A 20198-nucleotide genomic window follows, 5' to 3' on the forward strand; every position below is an offset into this window, starting at 1 on the left:
ACACGATAGCCAGAAGGTCACCGAATGGACCTTTAAAGTCATGGCAGCGGGTTGGACTTCGATCGAGATAGCCGAGGCCATCGAGCATCCGGCCGTGGCCGACCGTCGTGGGCGCGAGGAAAACGCCGCTCTAGATGCCTGCTGCTCGCACGAGCATTTTGACCCCAGGGCGATAAATTTGAACTGACCTGAGGAACATGCATCTGCAGTCGAAGTTCGGGATGTGCTTGGTGAGGACGACTCCCTCCTTGAAACGACCAAGCTCTGGTGCGAGGGCCCGCCTCTGGTTCCGAGACCCGGTGGCGGGCCTATGCAATGCCAGCAAGCGTTAAGTTTTTTCTGCAGGCCTGGAACCTGTTTCTGAAATCGAAGTTGGGTTTGCAGCTTGGCTCCCCGGGCCAGGTCTCAAAGCAAGGCCCGCCGCTGTTTGTGTCCTCAGTGGCGGGCCTACTTCGTTTCCGCTCAACGCTACATTGCGCTAGATTAAAGCAACGATCATCCACGCAATCTCACATGGCCTCGGTCCATGGCCAGGTCGGCACGATCATTTTTTGGGTGACGGTGACCACGCCGACCAGTTGGTCACAAGGAGTGACCAAACGACGAGACCTATAGCTACGGGCACAACGGCAATCCGGCAACAAAGCCCGATGTGTCTAGGCTGCCCGTAACCTCCGGGATTTGGCCATCGCGTCGCGCAGGACGCCAAAGGCCTCCAGCGAGGCGCCGTCAGCCGGGATCAAGTAGTATGGCTTTTCGAGATAGCGCGTGTCGATCTCGGCAACCGGAACAAAGGAATCGACATCGAGTGTGTGCTGCGACGTCAGTTTCAGTTTCTTGATCTCGTCCGGCTCGACGTGGATGAACTCGCCCTTGTCCGCCTCGTAGCCTTTGATCTGATCCGCGACTTCGACAACATCGCCAGTCCCTTCGTCGACATAGGCACTCTTGACGGGTAAACCGTCGCTGCGGTTCAAAATCTTGAAGTGGATTTTCGATGCCTCGCTTGTGGCACCCACTATCTTGACCCCGCACGACACGGAACCGACCCTCAGAAAGCCCTTCCACACCGCGCGGGGCGCAACCATGCCGTTTCTCCTAGACCTTGATCTCGGCACAACGTCAGTCAGGCACACGGTTCTGTTCCGCGTCATGGGCAGCACCTTGTCGCCAGCTTATTCCTCACGGTAGTCCAGCAGCTTGGCGTGGCGGAGCCTTTCCTCGCCCTTTAGGAACCGCACGCGACCGACCAGACCAGGCTTAAGCCATTCGGCCTTTTCTTTCTTTAGACCGATGGGCACTGGTCCGCCGACCTTCCCTTGCACGCGATCCCATAGTCGCTGACGCTTGTCGGCTTTAAAGGCAACGAAAGCGCCGCCAGCATAGCGACCCTTGTCGGCCATGAGCACCATCGCGGGCTTTCCGGCCTCGCGCTGCACGCCAATGATGTCCATTTCCTTTTCGGCATAGCACTTGATCTTGCGCCAGTTCATCGTCGGCCCGCTGCGGTAGACGCTGTCCTTGCGCTTTGAGATCATGCCCTCCAGCCCTGCCTTGTCGACCAGGTGATAAACCGCATCGCCAGTGCCGGGCATGGCTTTGCTGACCTGAATGCGCCCGACGGCTGGTATCAATGCCTGCAGGATCTCGCGGCGGTCTTCCACCGGCATGTTGCGCAGATCATGCCCGTTCAGGTGCAGGAGATCGAACGCCACCAAATACAGGTCCCGCGACGGCTCACGGCGGGTAACGGCTGATTGCAGGGCGTGGAAGTCGGACAGGCCGGCCTCGTTGACCGTGATTGTCTCGCCATCGATGATGAAACTTTCCGCCTCGATCGCCTCCGCCTCTCCGGCAAGTTCGATGTAGCGGCCGGTCCAGTCGTAACCATTCTTGGTGAACAGCCGGATCCCGTTTTCATCCTTGATAATTTGGGTGCGATACCCGTCGAATTTGATCTCGTGGAGCCATTCGTCGCCTTGCGGTGGCGTGTCGACCAGCTCGGGCTCCATGGGCTTGATGAACTTCAGAGGCATGCGCCGACTCGCATAGTGCGATTCAATTAGCGCGCGCTAAAATGGTTCCGGAACATTTTAGACGAATTGAATGTTTGACAGTTATGACGAAGCTATCCGACCTTGGACCGCCGATTCCCGGCAAGCAGCACGGCGGCGAGCCTGCCGACGAGCTCAACAATTTTATGACCTGTCCGGTGTGCGGCCAGCAGTTCGACATGCGCGACTTCCGCCAGGTCGCTTGGCACAATCTGCCTCAGCATGAGCCGCTGGAGCCGGAGCTTGCCACAGGCCGGAACGCGAAATGGTTGCGGATGCGATCGTTGAAATAGCGGCCCTTGGCAAAGGCAGTTTTAAAATCGGCGTAGGTATCAGGCGGCACGTCCAGAAAGTCGTACTGCCTGCCGCTCGCTACAAACCACACCGATAGAACCCTGGTGCCCGGATTGTATTCGAACCTGCGTATCGAGGTTGACGGCATGGTGCACCAGATGCTGCTAGCGAGCGGCCCGCGAGATGGCCCGCCCACTGAGGAAGCGGGAGCGGGCCGACCACGGCTGTACGTCCATGGCCATCATCGCCTCCACGGAAGGGGCGGTGACAGAATTTCAACTCCCATTGGATTGCGGCGTTCCACAGATAAACAAAAAGGCCCGCCACCTCTCGGCAGCGGGCAGTGTAGGTCGCTAGGATCACCCAGCGGTAACTAAAGTACACCCCGTCTCGCCAAAAGGGAAATGTTAGATATCTCTAATGTATGATTCGGACCCCGGGGGCTGACCGTAGCGTATCAAATCCGAGAATGTCTTGCGGGCCAGGTGATAGCGGAATACCGGGCTGGGGCCCCGACATCCTATTGCGCCGCCGCACAGGCAACGAAAAGGTCCCTGACGCTCCACCGATCCGGAAACTACTTTCTTAAGGTGACCGACGAGAGCAACGGCAGAGTGTTCGCCTACCAATACGCCGACTTGCTCTGCTGAGTGGGTCTGAGTAGCGGCTGCTGCTCACCTCCGGGTCAAAAACCCGCCGCCCCATTCATAGCAGCGGCGGGCCGTGCCTAGGGATAGTTGGACTAGACGGTGTGTTGATTCACCGCTGATGGATGGCTGAGGTGCAAAACCATGCAACCACAAACCCCGATACGCGACAGAAAGCCGTCGCAACGTCAACTTTACTCAAGCCGGAATTCAACCGCATGCTTGTCGGCCTCACTAATAAGGCCGCTGTCCATGGCGGCTTCGAACGCCTTGGTGAAATACTGATCATCGGAAGCCTCGTGATTCTGCTGCGCAAGATCGATCGGCAGAGCTCCGATCACGCGGCCCGTTGTCTTCTCGATGACCGTGACGGTCCTCTGCATCAGGGTTTATTGACCGTGTCGTCGACTGCGTTGGCCGTCGATTTGACGTCCCTGCCGACGCCTCGGACGGTGTTGGCGCAGGCCGCAAGGGCCAAGGCACAGGCAAGAATGACAACCGGTGTGATGCGTAGCAGTCTCATGGACGGGTTCTCCTATTTGTGGTTATCAAGTCCGCTTTGCCGTATCGCACCTGTAACCGCCATCACCTTGTTGTGGGCGGCCGCTTCATCTGCGGTGTCAAAGGGCGTTGCGATGGTCGTCCCATCCAGAGCCAGTAGCACAGCCAGGAACGGAAGGCCGATCAGCGGTGGTGCGTAGACGTACGCTGGGCGGGCATTCTTCATCGCCCATGTAGCACCCTTTGTCGGTCAGGACCTAATCCACGCCCTGAAGACCAAAAAGCCCGCCAGCCGGAGCCACCGGGCTTCCAGTGGTCAAAGACCTGCTCAGGTCGCAGAAAGACCCGACTCGATGACTTGCGCCGTGATTGAGGAAAGAATTCCCCGCTTGGTCAGGACTGGCTTTTCATAGGCTTTTTTCATAGCTGTTCCTCCCTTTTCACCCACCGAAACTGCTTTGGGGCAATTAACTTGTCAAGCTGATGCTAAAATGGCCGCCAGTGACGCACGCCACGCGTCGCGATCGTCGCAGAGAAGACGGAGAATGATCCGGTGCGAACCAGCGGGCGAAGAACTTCGGTCGCGTTGGACGGCAAACGGGCAATCCAGATCGACGGCTGTCCTGTCGAAATTGGTCGACCAAGACTTAGCCGGCCCCCCCAAATCCGGGGAACGATGCTAACGGGAGAGCGCTACATGGCCGGGCCCACCTACCGCCGGCATGCAGCGTGAGCAAGTCGTGATCGATCGCAGCGGCAGTCCGTCAACCCGGCGCCGCGAGTCGTGCGCGAGAGCACTGGCTTCCGAGCGTTTCCTCCAGCCGAGCCAGTCGGCGACTGACAACGGATTTGCGACGCCCAGCCGCCCCTCCGCACGATGCCTGGTCCCTGCGTGATCTCCCGAAGGTCCTGGCTTCGGCTTTTCTGATCTGGCACATCGTCGGACACTCAGCGCGTCTTGCCGGAGCGAAGATGCATCTCGATCTTGTTGATGGCCTTGGTGAGGATATCGACCGCCTGCAGATTGACTGCGAAGTCGAAGTTCCCTTGCGCCGTTTCGAATATCAGAACGCCGACCTTGGTCTCGTCGTCGCTCATCATGCCTGTTCCAATGCCGGTCGGCATATAGGGTGGTTTTTCTGACATGGTTCTCTCCTCGGGTGCGGTGTGGGCTGGTCAGGTTTTTAGCTATCCAGCGTGCGACCTGGAGTGGCCAAGCACGATCGATCGACGATGGCCGTGTAACCCGTTCACCGCTAATCGAAATGCATCGACTGGCCGCGCATCCGCCAGGGTCAGTGCGATTGCAGGATTTGCAGGTGGCTTCTCCATAAGCAGGGAGCCGTCGAAATCGCGCCATGCCGCCATCCGCAATTCTTCACCGTCTTCGCTGGCTGCAGGATCGAAAACGTGGGCATCGTAGGGGTCCTGGTCAATCTCGATCGTCCAGTCCTTGAGCGCCTTGCGAGCCATTTCTTCCACCTGGGCGAGGTTGCTGGTGAAGAAGGGGATACGGTCGCCATTTTCCGAAAGCGGCTCGACCTGATCCAGCGTCGGCCGCTCGGGCACCCAACCAAGAACGAAGGCAATATCGAAATCGATCTGGCGGTCCGGCCCGGTCGTGGTCTCCAACCGGGTGACAACATCGGGATAGAGCTGTTTGCGCGCCGGCCACGTGTCCGGGAGCGCCTCGGCCTGCAATCTCGTTCGGGGCACGTCGATCAACTCCATGATCTGATGGCCCGGAACTTTATCCTCCGGCCAGCCCGCACAACATGCAGTCGTCGCAGCCTCGTCGGCTTCCATCCAGACCGAAGCAGCCTGGTCCTCGTCCTCGGTTGGCTGGTCGTCTTCCGGAAAGCCTTTGATATCCCAGCCTTCCAACGCGAACAAACCTTCCGCGCCTTGCAAAGCCGTAATCCCGGCGCGCGCGAAGACTGCTTCGGCTGCCGTGACCCCGCGTGCCAGTTCCTCGGGCGTTGCACCTTCAATGTTCAAGCGAAGTTCCATGGTTCGCCTCCATTATCAAACTCCCACAGTGAACAAAATAAGAACAAAGGTGTCAATAGACTCCTGATGGCTTGGAAATAGGGTAGTTTTTTCAATAGGATAGCGTACATCAGGCAATCGGTTGAGGCTTCGTGCTCAATCCCAACGCAACTGCATTCATGGCCGCTGCTACACGGACCACTGCGGACGGGGACAGTCGGTCCCGCGTCCCGTCCTGCGGCCGGCGCTATGCTGACGCTCCTACGGCTGTCCTGTTAACCGCCCGCGGCGGGGGCGAATTTCCTCCGTCCCGCGCGCGACAATGTCCGCCATTGCGGGCGCGCGCGGGACTGCGGTTTATACGCCGTTTTTCCTTGTGCGCCGCCAACCGCCGGCGCGAACATCCCAACAGGACAGGTGGCCTCGACGCCTCGTCCTGCTGGCAAACGGTTCTTTCGGTGCCACCGGGCGGTCGCGACAAAATTTCTTCCGCGGCACCACCTCGCCATGCCATTGACTCTTTATTAGGAAGGGAACAAATGAGGAACATTCCGCCAGCATGTCGCGTTCAGGGGACAGATGAGTGCATCGACGCCAAACGCTGCTATTTCCGATCTGCGAGGTCGCATTGCGCGTCTCGAAGGCGGTAATGCGCGCAAAAGAGCGGTGCTCCCATTCGGAATCTCCTCGATCGACAGTCATCTGCCAGGCGGGGGTGTGGCGCTTGGCGCACTTCATGAAGTTGCCGGCGGCGGCAATGGAGCGATCGATGGCGCTGCAGCGTCGCTTTTTGCAGCCGGGATTGCAGCGAGGACGCAAGGCAAGGTGCTGTGGTGCGTGACGCGCCAGGATCTGTTTGCGCCGGCAATCGCACAGGTCGGACTGCATCCCGACCGGGTGATCTATGTTGAAGCCGGTGACGACAAATCCTTGCTCGCCTGCTTCGAGGAAGGTCTGCGGCATGTCGGTCTTGGAGCGGTGGTCGCGGAAGTGGCGCGCCTGTCCATGACTTCCTCGCGCCGGTTGCAACTGGCATCGGAAGGCTCCGGCGCGATGGGCATCGCCATCCGCCGCTGGCGCCGCCAGACCGAAGCCGCCGATTTCGGGCAGCCGACGGCGTCTGTCACCCGCTGGCGGGTTTCCGTGCTGCCGTCGCGACCGCTGCCTGTGCCCGGCGTTGGTCGGGCGCGATGGCAACTTGAACTGATCCGGTCTCGTGGAGGGGAAACACTCGATATCGAAGTGGAGGCTTGTGATGCCAAGGGTCGTCTCGCTATTCCTTCCAAGCTGGTCGACCGACCGGCTCAAAAGGAAATTGGGCGACGTCTCGCCGCCACCGGATAAGCCTTTGGTGCTGGTCGGGCGGCACGGTAATCGTCGCCTGGTGACTGCGGTGGATCGCGCGGCACTGGAAGCGGGCCTGCGCGTCGGAATGCCCGCGACCAAGGCACAGGCCCTCGTCCAGGGGCTGGCGGTCATGGATGCCGAACCTGAAGCAGACGCGCAGGCATTGGATCGGTTGGCCCTGTGGGCTTTGCGGCGGTACGCGCCGATTGTCGCAGCAGAACCTCCCGACGGATTGGTGATGGATACCACGGGCGCCGATCATCTTCATGGCGGTGAACGCTTGATGCTGGCCGATATGGTCGAACATCTCGGCAAGGTCGGCTTCTCGGCGCGCGCAGCCATAGCGGATAGCTGGGGTGCTGCTCATGCGGTGGCGCGATACGTGAAGCAGACCGTCAGCGTGGTCGCCGTCAACGCAACGCAGGATGCGATTCTTCCACTGCCCATCGCGGCACTGCGGTTGCCCGACGCAATCGTCAGGGGTTTGCGGGTTCTCGGCTTCGACAGGGTAGGCGAGCTTCTGCAGCAGCCGCGCGCGCCACTGACGTTGCGCTTCGGGCCGGAACTCGGCCGCCGGCTTGACCAGGCTGCTGGACGCCTCGCCGAGCCGATTGAGCCGGTGCGATCAGCGGATGTGGTCGAAGTCCAACGTGCCTTTGGCGAGCCCATCGGTGCGGCCGAGACAATCGCGCGCTATGTCGGCAAGCTTGTTCAAGCGCTGTGTGTCGATCTCGAGACCAAGGGCCTCGGGGCCCGGCGGCTCGACCTGCTGCTCTACCGCGTCGACAACCGCATCGAAGCCGTTCGCGTCGGCATGGCCTTGCCTGTCCGCGATGTGAAGCGGCTGACACGGTTGCTCTGCGACAAGATCGAGATGGTCGATCCGGGTTTCGGCATCGAGTTGATGCGCCTGTCCGCGCCCTTGGCGGAATCACTCGCCCCCAGGCAGACCGTTTCGTCGCTGATCGAGCAACGGGATGCAGACATCTCGGATTTGATCGACACACTCGGCAACCGTGTCGGTGAGGAAAAGCTCTATCGGTTTACCCCGGTTGCCAGCGATGTGCCCGAGCGTTCTTTCCGGCGTGTAGCCGCTGCATCCGCTGAGACCGGCGACGCATGGCCAGACCATTGGCCGCGTCCGGCTCGCTTGTTTGCCGTGCCGGAGCCGATCGAGGCCATTGCGCTGCTACCGGACCATCCTCCGGCGAGCTTCACCTGGAAAGGCATCCGTCGACGGATCAAGCGCGCCGATGGTCCCGAGCGGGTTTTCGGCGAATGGTGGAAGCGCGACGCCGAGCTAACTGCCGTGCGCGACTATTTCCAGGTCGAGGACGAAGCCGGCGAGCGGTTCTGGATTTATCGCGCAGGCGACGGCGAGGATACCGCGACCGGCTCGCATCGCTGGTTCCTGCACGGCATCTTCGGATGAACGCGTGCTATGTCGAGCTGCAATGCACCTCGCATTTTTCCTTTCTGCGGGGCGCGAGTTCCTGTGAGGAACTGTTCGCGCAAGCAGCCAGCATGGGAATGCCCGCCCTTGCCATCTGTGATCGCAACAGTCTGGCCGGCATTGTCCGCGCGCACGAGGCTGCAAAGGCAACCGGCGTCAGGCTGATCGTCGGCTGCCGGCTGGATCTGGTGGAAGAGATTTCCATCCTGGTCTACCCGACCGGTCGCGCGGCCTACTCGCGGCTGTGCCGCTTGCTGTCGCTGGGCAAGAAGCGTGGCGGCAAGGCGAAATGCGTGCTGCATTGGGCTGACGTTGTCGCCTATGGCGAGGGGCTCCTTGCAGTGCTCGTGCCCGACCAGGCCGACGACGAATGCGCGCTCTGGCTCAGGCGGTTGCGCGAGGCATTTGGCGATCGCGCCTATATGGCGCTGACGTTGCGGCGCCGTCCCAACGAGGCGCTGCGGCTGCACGATCTGGCCAATCTTGCCGGACAGGCGCACGTGCCAACGGTTGTCACCAATGATGTCCTGTTCCACGAACCGTCACGGCGCATCCTGCAGGACGTCGTCACCTGCATCCGGCACAATGTGATGATCGATGATGCCGGGTTTCGGCGCGAGCGGCACGCCGACCGATATCTGAAGCGGCCCGATGAAATGGCACGGCTGTTCAGCCGCTCCCCCGAAGCGCTCACGCGGACGATCGAGATCGCCGAGCGCTGCCGGTTCTCATTGGACGAGCTTGCCTATCAATATCCCGAGGAGCGGATGCTGCCGGGTCTGACACCGCAGCAAGCCTTGGAGAAACTCACCTGGGAGGGCGCGACGGAGCGCTTTCCCGAGGGCGTGCCGGACAAGGTCGTTGGCACGCTCAGGCACGAGTTGCAGCTCATCGAGAAGCTGCAATACGCGCCGTATTTTCTGACGGTCAACTCGATCGTTCGCTTTGCCCGCAGCCAGGGCATTCTCTGCCAGGGCAGGGGATCAGCAGCCAACAGCGCCGTCTGCTATGTGCTCGGCATCACCTCGATCGATCCCGACCGCAATGACCTGCTGTTCGAACGCTTCGTCTCGGAGGAGCGGCGTGAGCCGCCTGACATCGATGTCGATTTCGAGCATGAGCGTCGGGAAATCGTCATGCAATGGGTGTTCGAAACCTATGGCCGCGAACACGCCGCGCTCTGCTCGACGGTCATCCGCTATCGCTCGAAGGGCGCCTTGCGCGATGTCGGCAAGGCGCTTGGACTGCCCGAAGACCTCATCAAGATGCTGTCCTCGCAAGTGTGGGGCTGGTCGGACGAAGGCGTCCAGCCGAAACATGCCGAGGAGCTGAACCTCAACCTCGGCGACCGTCGCCTGCGTCTGGCGCTGGACTTGGCCAGGCAGCTGATCGGCGCGCCGCGGCATTTGTCGCAACATCCGGGCGGCTTCGTCCTGACCCGCGACAGGCTCGACGATCTGGTGCCGATCGAGCCAGCCGCGATGAAGGATCGTCAGGTTATCGAATGGGACAAGGACGACATCGACGCGTTGAAGTTCATGAAGGTGGACGTGCTGGCGCTCGGCATGCTGTCCTGCATGAAGCGCGGTTTCGATCTGCTGGCCGAGCACAAGGGCATCACTCTTGATCTCGCGACGATCCCTGCCGAGGATCCACGCACCTATGCGATGATCCGCAAGGCCGATACGCTCGGCACCTTCCAGATCGAATCCCGCGCCCAGATGTCGATGCTGCCGCGCATCAAGCCGCGTACTTTCTACGATCTCGTCATCGAAGTGGCGATTGTCCGGCCGGGTCCCATCCAGGGCGACATGGTGCACCCCTATCTGCGCCGCCGTGAAGGCAAGGAAGACGTCGTCTATCGCAAGCCAGAGCTGGAAAAGGTGCTCGGAAAAACACTGGGCGTGCCGCTGTTCCAGGAGCAGGCGATGCGGGTGGCGATTGAATGCGCCGGCTTCACGCCAGGCGAAGCGGACCAGTTGCGCCGCGCCATGGCGACCTTCAAACACACCGGTGGCGTTTCCAGCTTCGGCGCCAAGCTGATCGGCGGCATGGTGAAGAACGGCTACGAGCGCGAGTTCGCCGAAAAGACCTTCAAGCAGCTCGAAGGCTTCGGCAGCTATGGCTTTCCCGAAAGCCATGCCGCCAGCTTCGCCCTGATCGCCTACGCCTCGTCCTGGATGAAATGCCATCACCCCGATGTCTTCTGCGCCGCTCTTCTCAACGCTCAGCCGATGGGCTTCTACGCGCCGGCGCAGATCGTTCGCGATGCACGTGACCATGGCGTCGAAGCGCGCCCTGTCTGCATCAACGCCTCGCGTTGGGATTGCACGCTCGAGCCCACCGCCGATGACGGTCGGTTCGCTGTCCGGCTTGGTCTGCGCATGGTCCGGGGTCTTGCCAACGCCGATGCTGCGACCATTGTCATCGCACGCGCAGACCAGCCCTTTGCGTCGGTGGATGACCTCTGGCACCGCGCCGGTGTTCCTGCTGCCTCTCTGGTTGAACTCGCCCAGGCTGACGCTTTCCAACCATCCCTATTGCTGGCGAGGCGTGAGGCCCTGTGGGCGATCAAGGCACTGCGCGACGAACCGCTGCCACTGTTTGCGGCGGCCTCCGGCCGCGAGCAGCGGACGGTATCGGAGATCCAGGAGCCCCTTGTCGCGCTGCGTGCGATGACCGCCGGCGGCGAAGTGGTCGAGGACTATGGACATGTTGGACTGACCCTGCGCGACCATCCTGTTTCCTTCCTGCGCGCCGACCTGGGGCGCAAGCGCATCGTCTCGTGTCGCGAGGCCATGCAGGCGCGCGACGGGCACTGGCTGGAGGCGGCTGGCCTCGTGCTGGTCCGCCAACGACCTGGCTCGGCCAAGGGCGTCATGTTCATCACAATCGAGGATGAGACGGGCATTGCCAATCTGGTCGTGTGGGTCAAGGTCTTCGAAAAATATCGCAGGGTCGTGCTCGGCGCCGGCATGATTGGCGTTTATGGTCGCATCCAAAGGGAAGGCGAGGTGGTCCATCTTGTCGCTCATCGTTTGAGCGATCTTTCCGCCGATCTGGCCAGCGTTGGCGATCGTGAGTCTGCCTTTCCCCTGCCGCATGGCCGCGGCGACGAATTCCATCATGGCAGCCCGACGCCCGATCCGCGCGGCATGCCGAAGGGGCCGAGGCCGCGGAATATTATCGATCCCTATCTGCACATCGACCAGATCAAGGTGAAGACACGGGATTTCAAATAGGGCGGTGCAAGAACGGGTCTGCCGAACAATGGCTGGGTTCGTCGACACGCATGGGCGATCGCTCAATCGGTGCTTCTGTCATTTTTCAGAGAAAGGCCTTGAACGCTGCTGCGAGAGCGGCGGGATTTTTTTCGGCGACATGGTGCCCGCTCCTGATTCCGTAGCCCCCCACGTCGTCGGCCCAGTGCTTCCAGATGGCAACCGGATCGCCATAAATCTGCTCCAAATCGTCGTCGAGTGACCAAAGACAGAGCATCGGACAGCGCACCTCCTGCCGGCATCTCGATCTTCGCGGTCGTGGCGATGGTCGATCCTTATGCCAGCGCGGTAGTCTTCGACCATGCCATGGACGATGGCTGGATCGTGGATGAATGAAACCAATTCGTCATAGGCATCGTGTCCCATCTCATCTGGCCGCAAGTCACTATACCATGCCATCGGGTCTGCCAGGATGGCCCGTTCCGGCTTCTCGGGTTGAGCAAAGAAGAACCAGTGGTACCAATCGCGGGCAAAGTTCCAGTCGGCCCGTTCCAGATGCTCGATAACTGGCAACCCATCCACGGCAATCAGCTTTCGCACCAGGTCGGGATGGTCCATCGCCATTCTGAAAGCGACCAGACTTCCACGATCATGCCCGGCGACGAAGAAAGCGTGGTGGCCCAACCTTTCCATCACCTCCACCAGCGCCGAAGCCTTTGCCCGCTTGGACGAGAACCTGCTCTCGGGGTCATCGGCCGGTACGTAGGAGCGACCGAAGCCCGGAAGGTCGGGGCACACGATCCTGAAATCTGCTGACAGCAAGTCCGCGACCTGGCCCCACGTCATATGCGCGAGAGGATGGCCATGGATCAGAAGCAGAGGCGGCCCAGATCCGCCATGCCGAAGCCTTGTCGGCCCGCCCTCGGTTTCCATCATTTCAAGCACGAAGTTGTCGAACATTGGCCATCCTCAAAAACGGGCTGTTGTCGGCTTGAAGAACTCCTTCAGCATGGAATGGTTCGGGACCGGCCAATCGCGACTGCAGATCGTTTCGGCTCCCGGTTAGCTTTCGCTCAGGGTCCATTCTGGACGCGCGAGTGGCTACAAGGCGGATCTAACGGAGCAGGCCCTCGTCGTCGAACGCGTCCCAGCCCTTCAACTTGGGCCGGGGAGCGTCATCTCTGGGGTTATTCCCGGCGCCGCGAACCTTCTCGCTACCCTTTCCCGCCCGCGTCAGGGCAGCCTTGCCGGCGCCACGTCGCCTGTTCTCTGTAACTTGCTGCGCGTCTTCTTCGCGCCAAAGGCTTGGCAGATCACGATCAAGGATGTCCTCGATGTGCTTGGGATCGAACACGTGGAAGGTGACGGCCTTGGATCGACCGCGCATCTTCACGGTGCGGGTGCCAATGCTTTGCAGCCGTCCGTCTTTCAGCCACTTGTGACGCTCACGCGAAGAAATTGCGAGGATGTCCTCCGCCTCGCGCGGCAGGACCGGGAGTACTTCGATGGTTTCCAGGGTCTTGGCGATCTTGTTCGAGGCGGCCTCGAACTCTTCGGCATCGTCTTCGCGCATCCGCAATGTGATGCGACCCGTCTCGGCTTTGATGTACTTCCTCACCGCCCATGGCAGGCGGGCACGTATTTCACGCTCGATACCTTTCGTGCGCACCGACGAGCCAAGCGTGGCTGATGGCGGAAGTGGCCACTCGGCAATCAATGACAACGAGGTGCTGACGCTTTGGCCCGAGCCGCGATCTCGAGGGGCCGCAATTGCCGCAGCGATGCCGCTAAGAATCTTCCGTGTTTGCGCAAAACGCACCGGCATCTGAGCTAGTCGCTTCCTTGTCGCACGGTTTCTACCGCCAGCGACCCGGCCGGCAGGGCCTTCAACAGCTCCACCTCGGGTTTCGTGAGGTAGATCCATGCCGCCCAATCGTCCGGGCGCAGAACCACAATCTGGCGATTGTGGATGGGCGCCACGTCCGGGCCGGGTTCCGTCGTCAGCATAGCGAACGTCGGGGGCTTGTTGCCTTCGCCATCGCGCCACAGGCCGGCGATCGCCATGAACGAGGCGCCGTTGAGCGTGAAGCGATGCTTAGCCTTTGGAGACTTCTTTCCGGTGAATTCGAAGAAAGCCGACGCCGGAATAAGGCAGCGCTTGCTGTTGGAGAAGTTCCGTCCTTCCGAGCGGAAGTTGAAGATCGGCCCGCCTTTGGGCCCGGAGGGCGGAAAGGCAAAGGTCATGCGCGTGAGTTCGATCGTGTCGCCGGCGGCGCGCATGATCGGGGCGGGATCACTGATGCGGATGTCATCCGCCTGCGGCAAATCCAGTTCGGTTTGATGGGTGGGAATGTCGAGCGCCAGCAATTGCATCATCCTGCAATATTCGGCCCAGGCGATATGCTGCTCATAGTCGTTGCACATGGCTGCCCACGCTTTCAGTCAGTTGATGACTTATAACAAATAACGCGGCTTGGCTGCGGCGCCACCATCGCGAGATTTTCCGCTATGCCCGAAATCTCGCGATCTGCTTGAGCATCGCGCGGTTTGTCGGTGATGACATCGCCGTGGCTCGCTCAAGGTCAGGCTCATCAGACCATCTTCGGAAAGCCGCGCCCAGCGCCTGGCCGTCCTTGACAAAGAACCACTTGCCAACAAGCGGCATGCTGGGCCGGTCGACGCCAAAGCCAAGCACACGCGCTATAATGTGGGGCACCAATTTGCGACGGCCTTCACCCATACGGGCTTCCATGCCTGACGTGAGATCGGCCACGCCGATGCTACTTCCTGCCGCCGTTGGGTACCGAGACGGGTCGATGAGAGTGAGAGTGCAGACCGGGTTTGCCGTGACGGGTTGAAGGTCGGGAGAGAGGCTCCTGGCGCCCGTCGCGGAGAACCGCGATGCCCAGAAACACCGCTAGCGCCCGTTCCGGCAACGACCGGCCAGGCCTCTATACGGCAATCACCGACAAGATCATCGCCGAGTTGGAAGCCGGACGCATTCCATGGGTGCAGCCCTGGGGCACGGCGGCGGCAAAGGCGCCGCTCGCCATGCCGGAAAACGCGTCGACCCACCGTCGCTACTCCGGCATCAACATTCTGATCCTGTGGGGCGCGGTCATCGAGCACGGTTTTACCGGCCAGAGCTGGCTGACATTCCGCCAGGCGCTTGGGCTCGGCGGCAACGTCAGGAACGGAGAACATGGGACGACCATCTTCTACGCCGACCGCTTCGTGCCCGACGATGAGCGTAACCGAGCCCGCGAGAGCGGGCACGAAGCACAGCCGGTCCCATTCCTCAAACGCTTCACAGTCTTCAACGCCGATCAATGCGAGAACCTTCCGGAGGACGTCGCCGCCGTCGCACCACCGCCTCCGCCGGGCATGATCGAACCGCAAGCAGAGGCGCTGATCCGGGCCACCGGCGCGGATTTTCGGATCGGAGGCAGCCGCGCCTTCTACAGCCCTGCGAGCGACTTCGTGCAGGTCCCGCCGCCAGCCGCCTATTTCGAACCCATCAACTGGCACCGTACCGCGTTCCATGAACTGGGGCATTGGTCGGGTCATTCCTCCCGCCTCGGGCGTGATATGGCCGGTTCCTTCGGCTCGAAATCCTACGCGCGGGAGGAACTGGTGGCTGAGATGGCCGGGGCCTTTGTCTGCGCTTCTCTCGCCATCGTGCCGACGGTGCGCCATGCCGACTACATCGGCTCGTGGCTGGCGGTCCTGCGCGAGGACAATCGCGCCATTGTCCGTGCCGCCAGCGCCGCCTCGAAGGCCGCCGAATTCATCCTCGGCTTCCAGCCTGGCGTGGATCAGCAAGCCACCGCGGCAGCGGCGAACGACAAACGGGAAGCGGCGTGGTGAGCCACGCAGAACCGGAGTCGGACCGCGCTTCGCCGGCTTCCCGGTTCGGTGGCCAGGAGAGTGAGAGGGGTGCCGGTATTTCATGACGGGTTTGGGTCGAGAGAGAGGCTCTCGGCCACCGTCGCGGAGAAAACACCATGGCTACTGCCGTTCAAAAGATCACCTTGTCGTCCTCGCGCGACATCCCTTTCAACAAGTTGGTGCTCGCCCAGAGCAACGTCCGGCGCATCAAGGCCGGCGTCTCGATCGAGGATCTGGCGGCTTCGATCGCCCGCCGGGGCCTGATCCAGAGCCTCCATGTTCGTCCCCTGCTCGATGCCGGCGGCGACGAGACAGGCATATTCGAGGTGCCGGCCGGCGGTCGCCGCTACCGCGCTCTCGAAATGCTCGTGAGCCAGAAGCGGCTTGCCAGGACCGCACCCGTTCCTTGTGTCATGGGCAACAACGCTGTCCTGGCGGAGGAAGTTTCGCTGGCCGAGAACATCGATCGCGTCCCACTTCATCCATTGGATGCCTATCGCGCGTTCAAGGACATGCGCGACAAGGGCATGTCGGAGGAGGAGATTGCCGCCGCTTTCTTCATCTCCGTCACCATCGTCAAGCAGCGCCTGAAGCTCACCGCCGTGTCGCCGGCGCTGCTCGATGTCTATGCCGACGCCGGAATGACGATCGCTCAACTCGAAGCGTTCTCGGTCAGTGACGACCACGCAAAACAGGAGCAAGTGTGGGAGGCGATCAACAACAGCTGGTCGAAAGAGCCATACCAGATTCGCCGCATGTTGACGGAGAACACTGTCCGCGCTTCCGACAAGCGTTCCGTGTTCGTTGGGCTCGATGCCTATGAGGCAGCTGGCGGCCAGGTGCTGCGTGACCTCTTCCAGTCGGATGACGGCGGATGGCTCCAAGACGCGCTGCTGCTCGACCGTCTTGTCGCCGAAAAGCTCCAGCTCACGGCTGATGAAATTGCCAATGAGGGCTGGAAGTGGATCGAGGTCGCGGTGAGCTTTCCCTACGGCGCCGCGAACGGCTTGCGTGAACTCCACGGCACGCCCGTTGACTTGACCGACGAGGAGCAGGCAACGCTCGGGGCGCTGCGTGACGAGTTCGACAAGCTGCAGGCGGAATACGAAGAGGCGGACGAGTTGCCCGATGAGATCGACCAGCGGTTTGGCGAGCTTGAAGCCGCCATTTGTGCGCTGGAGGCGCGCCCCGTCCACTTCGATCCGGTCGACATTGCAAAAGCGGGTGTCTTTCTCAGCGTTGACGCCGATGGATCGCTTCTCGTCGAGCGTGGCTATGTGAAGCCGGAGGACGAAGCTTCCGTTGCGCCCGATGGCGAGAGTGACTTCGGGGCCGGGGGAACCGACGATGGGGCGACGTCGGTCCAGCGGGCGGTAATTACCATCGGCGGCCAGCCAGCTCAGCCGCAGGATGATGAGGAGGATGGCATCAAGCCCTTGCCGGATCGCCTGATCATGGAACTGACCGCCGAGCGCACGCTGGCGCTACGCGACAAGCTCGCGAACGATCCGGCGATCGCCTACCTTGCCGTGCTCCACAAGTTCGTGCGCGACGTGTTTTCCCGCTACAGATCACAGGGTGTCGCGATGGAAGTCTCTGTCCGCGGCACGGTTTTCTCGGCCCAATCTGCCGAGCTTCGCGACACGCCTTACGCGCACGCGGTCGAAGTCCGCCACGCGGCCTGGGAAACCCGTTTGCCTGGGGGGGTCGACGACCTCTGGGATGCGCTTGCGGCGCTTACTGACGACGAGCGAGCCGCGCTTTTTGCCCATTGTGCATCCTTCGGCGTGAACGCCCTTTATGAAAAGGCCGATCGCTATGGGAACGGCGCTATCTCGGCACATGGCGTGCAGGAGCGTCTCACTGAGGCCGATCACCTGGCCCGGGTAGTCGGCCTCGACATGGTCGATGCCGGTTGGCGGCCGACGGTCGGCAACTATCTCGGGCGCGTCACCAAGGCACGTATTATCGAGGCCGTTCGCGAGGGTGAAGGCGAGAGCGCCGCCCAGCTTATCGACCACCTCAAGAAGGACGACATGGCCAAAGAGGCGGAGCGGCTGCTGGCCGACAGTGGCTGGCTGCCCGAACCGCTGCGGCTCATCGACCTCGATGCCGAGGGCGCGTCAAACGCGGACGAGGCAGACAAAGCGCTGCCCGATTTTCTCGCCGGTGACGACGAAGACAGTCGGGGCGACGAGAAGAGTGAGCAGCAACTCGACGCCGCGGAATAGCCTCGGCTTCGCGGATGATCTGGCTGCCCGGCACTTGCAAGAGCGCCGGGCCTTTTTGTGTGCGGTGGTCAGAGTGAGAGGGCGGGCGCGACGGGTTTGAGCCCGTCCGGTCAGAGAGAGCGCCGGAGGGCTTTCCCGTGTCGCTCTCCGAACGTCCGGTCAATTTCTGGAAGCTACGACCAGATCGGCGAGTACATCTTGGCCGGTCGCGCGGATCTGGGGATCTCGAGATTGCCGCTGGACCCACGCCTGTTTGAATGGGCGCCGCTCGGGTCGGCGCGCAACGTGTGCATCTTTCATCCCGACCACCGCTTTTCACAACAGACCTGTATCCAGGCGCACGACCTGGCTGGCGAAACGATCGTCGATATCGATCCCCAGTTCGCCGCCCACCAGATGAACTTCAATGCGTTGCGCTTCGCCGGCGTTGAGCCGAACATACTGGTGGAATTCGACTGCAACGGTCACGAGGCCGGATACGTTTCGGCTGGCCTGGGCATTTCCATAACCAATGAAATCATTGCGCGTGAATACGAAGCGTTTAACCTCGAAGCAAAACCGGTGGAACCGTCAGCTCTTTATCATTACGTCGCGATTTGGCAGAAGGGCAGGACCTTTTCGAATGCTCTGAGCGTGTCGCTCGAGGCGATTATCGCGGCCTTTTCCACCGCTCCTGCGAAAGGATGAGATTTCTCAGAGGGCGGCTAGAGAACGACGCTAGGCAGCCGGCGCGGCGCCTGCGGCCGCACTGGGAACTCAAGCCGTTTCCAAAACGCCTTGGAATTGAGCGAGTTGCTTTGGAAAATGATGAGCGAGGTAGCGTACCAGTTTGGGGCTATCCATCAGCCGGTTGAGGTGTCCTCGTACCGCTACAAGTTCGAGGCCCCACGAACCAATGTGCTCAGCGGAGTTTCGAAATTCCTGGCTCAACTCGGCCTGGCAGGGGCTGCGTGAAAAATGAGCTGCCCGCATTCGTAAACCGGCTAAGCCACTTGCTGCTGACTAACGGCTTGGAAGTGCGGCAGCGTCGCCTTTTGAAAAGCATGAGCTCGAGGCAGCCATTTCATACGGTTCCTGGCCGCATCAACCAGTTCCTCCTCGCGGGTAAGGCCGTTCACAAAGAGCTTTAGCAGGTGAGAAGCCGCTTTTTCGGCATCGGGCGAAGTAAGCGGCAATTTGCTCTCGTCGCACACAGTCGGGCAAATGCGAGACAACATTTCAATCTCGCACGGACCAAGGCAGTGACCAGGGTACAACATAATTTTCCTCCATACGGCTGTGGTTGCAAGACTAGCCTACGGACTGGGCCTGCCGGTGGTTCAACCTGGCGCGCATCAAGACCATCAGCACAGTCTCGTCTTTGATGCCTGTTTGAAACAGTCGGACCAACTCTGAGGCGAGTTCCCCGGCCTCAACAGAAGTGGTTAGAATCTCGTGTTCCTCACAAAGCTGCGAGAATACAATCCTCAGCGTGCCCAGTTCCTCAGGGAAAATAGGTTGCGCGCCGCCGATGGGGAAATTCATATGAACGTCCTTTGAATAATACTGATCTTGAGTGCTGAAGAATGGCTCCAAAGCCAGCAACGGTCATTATCATTTGCGTACAAGGCGGCGCTTGGTAAAAATCGTACAAAATTTCTTTGGAGGCGCCGGCGTGTGTTCCGAGACGCCAGCGCATGCAAGGATGGGCCGGAAACTGCGCTACCTTAAGCGGCCTCTATCTCTACCGACTAACGATGCTGTTCGTCATGATCTTTGGCGATGGATGATCCCTTCGATGACTCTCGCGTCGGCATCGTATTCCGCCGCCCGCGCGGCCATGTGCCAAGCTGTGTCTTTCCCGAGCGGCTTGACTTTTGCCGTCCGCATCGCGAACTCAGCTCTGGCGCGCCCTGAGAAGACTGCAAGGGGCCCCTCCGTGGGCAGTTGCTTGCCATCAAATGTAAGGACACCTCGTTGAAACACCCGAGCAGAGGCCCGTCACTGATTTCCCTGAAGTCCAGTGACGGGCGGCCTACTTCGTCAGACGTCGGCTAGCGCTAAATCTTTCTCGTAGGGCTGGAACAAGCTTTCGCAACCGAAGTTGGAAATGTGCTTGGTTGAGACAAGTCCAAGCTCTGGTGCAAGGCCCGTCGCTGTCAGTGTCCTTCAGCGGCGGGCTTCCTTCGTCAGACCCTCGACGGTCTCAATAATCGCCTGGGCAGAGCTTCGCCTTCGTGGATCGGTTCGGGGCCGTAGAGACCAAGGAGGGCTTCCTCAGATGGCAGCACGCCGGGCGGGCATACCTGCTCGTAGCCATTCGGACGAGCTTCAATGCGGCGCGTTCGCCAGTTTCTTCGGTTGCCACAGGGGCATCGGTTCCATGTGTCAAAGGTGAGGTCGGCACGATCAAGTTACCACGCACCGGTAACGGTGAGCGTGCCGACCCATCTGGGCACAAAGGTGGGCTAAATGACCAGGCCTGCAAGCTACTGGCAGAATGAAAGCGCAGCAATTAATCCTGTTGGCCTAGACTGCCCGTCAGGCCATTCCGCGATAGCACCATAGGCATAAGAGTCGGGGATATATTAGCT

At 60.9% G+C, this 20198-nt stretch carries 21 protein-coding genes and 1 pseudogene; 8 read left to right on the top strand and 14 right to left on the bottom strand.

The genetic code is table 11. From position 1 onward, the window contains the following. Window positions 1–187 (top strand): hypothetical protein (locus tag EN893_RS38565; RefSeq protein WP_206640078.1); only part of this gene is annotated, 187 nt, incomplete at its 5' end. A 469-nt stretch (window positions 188–656) separates the two neighbouring features. Here EN893_RS38565 and EN893_RS01185 read toward each other — a convergent pair. Together EN893_RS01185 and EN893_RS01190 are read right to left on the bottom strand one after the other, a co-directional pair. Beyond that, window positions 657–1088 carry a Ku protein gene (locus tag EN893_RS01185; protein ID WP_236383371.1) on the bottom strand — a complete coding sequence of 144 codons (432 nt, stop codon included), beginning with the start codon at window positions 1086–1088 and terminating at the stop codon, window positions 657–659. A gap of 87 nt (window positions 1089–1175) precedes the next feature. After that, entirely contained in the window at window positions 1176–2036 is an 861-nt protein-coding gene (locus tag EN893_RS01190; protein WP_127266525.1) for an ATP-dependent DNA ligase, read from the bottom strand. A gap of 41 nt (window positions 2037–2077) precedes the next feature. Here EN893_RS01190 and EN893_RS01195 point away from each other — a divergent pair, with 41 nt between their 5' ends. Continuing rightward, window positions 2078–2347, top strand: coding sequence for a hypothetical protein (locus tag EN893_RS01195; RefSeq protein WP_236383369.1), 270 nt, complete (start codon window positions 2078–2080; stop codon window positions 2345–2347). Here EN893_RS01195 and EN893_RS01200 read toward each other — a convergent pair. The 6 genes from EN893_RS01200 to EN893_RS01220 all read right to left on the bottom strand — a co-directional run bounded on the left by EN893_RS01200 (window position 2272) and on the right by EN893_RS01220 (window position 5506). Continuing rightward, a complete protein-coding gene (locus tag EN893_RS01200; RefSeq protein WP_164748849.1) occupies window positions 2272–2496 on the bottom strand; it encodes a KTSC domain-containing protein in 225 nt (74 codons plus the stop codon). The two genes, EN893_RS01195 and EN893_RS01200, sit on opposite strands and share 76 nt — an antisense overlap. 693 nt (window positions 2497–3189) lie before the next feature. Further along, the gene (locus EN893_RS01205; protein WP_236383367.1) at window positions 3190–3378 is read right to left on the bottom strand and encodes a hypothetical protein; all 189 of its coding nucleotides are present in this window, start codon (window positions 3376–3378) and stop codon (window positions 3190–3192) included. Beyond that, the gene (locus EN893_RS01210; protein WP_127266527.1) at window positions 3378–3518 is read right to left on the bottom strand and encodes an entericidin A/B family lipoprotein; all 141 of its coding nucleotides are present in this window, start codon (window positions 3516–3518) and stop codon (window positions 3378–3380) included. Before EN893_RS01210 ends, EN893_RS01205 begins: the two co-directional genes overlap by 1 nt. Window positions 3519–3824: 306 nt before the next feature. Beyond that, the gene (locus tag EN893_RS38570; protein ID WP_189367358.1) at window positions 3825–3920 is read right to left on the bottom strand and encodes a putative RiPP precursor; all 96 of its coding nucleotides are present in this window, start codon (window positions 3918–3920) and stop codon (window positions 3825–3827) included. A 524-nt stretch (window positions 3921–4444) separates the two neighbouring features. Further along, a complete protein-coding gene (locus EN893_RS01215) occupies window positions 4445–4642 on the bottom strand; it encodes a hypothetical protein (RefSeq protein WP_127266529.1) in 198 nt (65 codons plus the stop codon). 42 nt (window positions 4643–4684) lie between these two features. After that, window positions 4685–5506 (bottom strand): hypothetical protein, encoded by an 822-nt coding sequence (locus EN893_RS01220; RefSeq protein ID WP_236383366.1) that lies wholly within the window; start codon window positions 5504–5506, stop codon window positions 4685–4687. Window positions 5507–6064: 558 nt separating this feature from the next. Between EN893_RS01220 and EN893_RS01225 the strand changes: the two genes are divergently transcribed. The 3 genes from EN893_RS01225 to EN893_RS01235 are packed head-to-tail and all read left to right on the top strand — an operon-like array spanning window position 6065 to window position 11527. Beyond that, window positions 6065–6829, top strand: a complete 765-nt coding sequence (locus tag EN893_RS01225) for an ImuA family protein (protein WP_127266530.1) — start codon at window positions 6065–6067, stop codon at window positions 6827–6829. Next, window positions 6741–8264 carry a DNA polymerase Y family protein gene (locus EN893_RS01230; RefSeq protein ID WP_127266531.1) on the top strand — a complete coding sequence of 508 codons (1524 nt, stop codon included), beginning with the start codon at window positions 6741–6743 and terminating at the stop codon, window positions 8262–8264. The genes EN893_RS01225 and EN893_RS01230 overlap by 89 nt, the downstream gene beginning before the upstream one ends. Beyond that, the gene (locus EN893_RS01235) at window positions 8261–11527 is read left to right on the top strand and encodes an error-prone DNA polymerase (protein ID WP_127266532.1); all 3267 of its coding nucleotides are present in this window, start codon (window positions 8261–8263) and stop codon (window positions 11525–11527) included. The genes EN893_RS01230 and EN893_RS01235 overlap by 4 nt, the downstream gene beginning before the upstream one ends. Window positions 11528–11612: 85 nt before the next feature. Here EN893_RS01235 and EN893_RS01240 read toward each other — a convergent pair. The 4 genes and pseudogenes from EN893_RS01240 to EN893_RS01255 all read right to left on the bottom strand — a co-directional run bounded on the left by EN893_RS01240 (window position 11613) and on the right by EN893_RS01255 (window position 14279). Next, window positions 11613–12466, bottom strand: a pseudogene (locus EN893_RS01240) (alpha/beta hydrolase). Window positions 12467–12620: 154 nt separating this feature from the next. Continuing rightward, on the bottom strand, window positions 12621–13331 hold the full coding sequence (locus EN893_RS01245; RefSeq protein ID WP_236383365.1) for a hypothetical protein: 711 nt from the start codon (window positions 13329–13331) through the stop codon (window positions 12621–12623). 5 nt (window positions 13332–13336) lie between these two features. Continuing rightward, window positions 13337–13930, bottom strand: a complete 594-nt coding sequence (locus EN893_RS01250) for an SOS response-associated peptidase family protein (RefSeq protein WP_127266533.1) — start codon at window positions 13928–13930, stop codon at window positions 13337–13339. An 82-nt stretch (window positions 13931–14012) separates the two neighbouring features. Further along, window positions 14013–14279: a hypothetical protein gene (locus EN893_RS01255; protein WP_127266534.1), complete on the bottom strand. Its 267-nt coding sequence runs from the start codon at window positions 14277–14279 to the stop codon at window positions 14013–14015. A gap of 128 nt (window positions 14280–14407) precedes the next feature. Between EN893_RS01255 and EN893_RS01260 the strand changes: the two genes are divergently transcribed. The 3 genes from EN893_RS01260 (at window position 14408) to EN893_RS01270 (ending at window position 18312) form a co-directional block, all read left to right on the top strand. Next, window positions 14408–15373: a zincin-like metallopeptidase domain-containing protein gene (locus EN893_RS01260; RefSeq protein ID WP_127266535.1), complete on the top strand. Its 966-nt coding sequence runs from the start codon at window positions 14408–14410 to the stop codon at window positions 15371–15373. A 137-nt stretch (window positions 15374–15510) separates the two neighbouring features. Further along, on the top strand, window positions 15511–17625 hold the full coding sequence (locus tag EN893_RS01265; RefSeq protein WP_127270413.1) for a ParB/RepB/Spo0J family partition protein: 2115 nt from the start codon (window positions 15511–15513) through the stop codon (window positions 17623–17625). Window positions 17626–17682: 57 nt separating this feature from the next. Further along, a complete protein-coding gene (locus tag EN893_RS01270; protein WP_236383364.1) occupies window positions 17683–18312 on the top strand; it encodes a LysR family transcriptional regulator substrate-binding protein in 630 nt (209 codons plus the stop codon). Between the two features lie 296 nt (window positions 18313–18608). Here EN893_RS01270 and EN893_RS01275 read toward each other — a convergent pair whose 3' ends face one another. Further along, window positions 18609–18800, bottom strand: coding sequence for a hypothetical protein (locus EN893_RS01275; protein WP_127270414.1), 192 nt, complete (start codon window positions 18798–18800; stop codon window positions 18609–18611). Window positions 18801–18915: 115 nt separating this feature from the next. Continuing rightward, the gene (locus EN893_RS01280) at window positions 18916–19149 is read right to left on the bottom strand and encodes a hypothetical protein (RefSeq protein ID WP_127270415.1); all 234 of its coding nucleotides are present in this window, start codon (window positions 19147–19149) and stop codon (window positions 18916–18918) included. Window positions 19150–20198 lie beyond the last annotated feature (1049 nt).

This window comes from Mesorhizobium sp. M7A.F.Ca.CA.004.04.2.1 (assembly GCF_004022825.1).
Lineage (GTDB): Bacteria > Pseudomonadota > Alphaproteobacteria > Rhizobiales > Rhizobiaceae > Mesorhizobium.

Excerpts from the sequence above, each read along its gene's own strand:
- EN893_RS01185 (WP_236383371.1), bottom strand. The coding sequence starts at position 1,088 with ATGGTTGCGCCCCGCGCGGTGTGGAAGGGCTTTCTGAGGGTCGGTTCC.
- EN893_RS01190 (WP_127266525.1), bottom strand. The coding sequence starts at position 2,036 with ATGCCTCTGAAGTTCATCAAGCCCATGGAGCCCGAGCTGGTCGACACG.
- EN893_RS01195 (WP_236383369.1), top strand. The coding sequence starts at position 2,078 with ATGGTTCCGGAACATTTTAGACGAATTGAATGTTTGACAGTTATGACG.
- EN893_RS01200 (WP_164748849.1), bottom strand. The coding sequence starts at position 2,496 with ATGCCGTCAACCTCGATACGCAGGTTCGAATACAATCCGGGCACCAGG.
- EN893_RS01205 (WP_236383367.1), bottom strand. The coding sequence starts at position 3,378 with ATGCAGAGGACCGTCACGGTCATCGAGAAGACAACGGGCCGCGTGATC.
- EN893_RS01210 (WP_127266527.1), bottom strand. The coding sequence starts at position 3,518 with ATGAGACTGCTACGCATCACACCGGTTGTCATTCTTGCCTGTGCCTTG.
- EN893_RS38570 (WP_189367358.1), bottom strand. The coding sequence starts at position 3,920 with ATGAAAAAAGCCTATGAAAAGCCAGTCCTGACCAAGCGGGGAATTCTT.
- EN893_RS01215 (WP_127266529.1), bottom strand. The coding sequence starts at position 4,642 with ATGTCAGAAAAACCACCCTATATGCCGACCGGCATTGGAACAGGCATG.
- EN893_RS01220 (WP_236383366.1), bottom strand. The coding sequence starts at position 5,506 with ATGGAACTTCGCTTGAACATTGAAGGTGCAACGCCCGAGGAACTGGCA.
- EN893_RS01225 (WP_127266530.1), top strand. The coding sequence starts at position 6,065 with ATGAGTGCATCGACGCCAAACGCTGCTATTTCCGATCTGCGAGGTCGC.
- EN893_RS01230 (WP_127266531.1), top strand. The coding sequence starts at position 6,741 with ATGCCAAGGGTCGTCTCGCTATTCCTTCCAAGCTGGTCGACCGACCGG.
- EN893_RS01235 (WP_127266532.1), top strand. The coding sequence starts at position 8,261 with ATGAACGCGTGCTATGTCGAGCTGCAATGCACCTCGCATTTTTCCTTT.
- EN893_RS01245 (WP_236383365.1), bottom strand. The coding sequence starts at position 13,331 with ATGCCGGTGCGTTTTGCGCAAACACGGAAGATTCTTAGCGGCATCGCT.
- EN893_RS01250 (WP_127266533.1), bottom strand. The coding sequence starts at position 13,930 with ATGTGCAACGACTATGAGCAGCATATCGCCTGGGCCGAATATTGCAGG.
- EN893_RS01260 (WP_127266535.1), top strand. The coding sequence starts at position 14,408 with ATGCCCAGAAACACCGCTAGCGCCCGTTCCGGCAACGACCGGCCAGGC.
- EN893_RS01265 (WP_127270413.1), top strand. The coding sequence starts at position 15,511 with ATGGCTACTGCCGTTCAAAAGATCACCTTGTCGTCCTCGCGCGACATC.
- EN893_RS01280 (WP_127270415.1), bottom strand. The coding sequence starts at position 19,149 with ATGAATTTCCCCATCGGCGGCGCGCAACCTATTTTCCCTGAGGAACTG.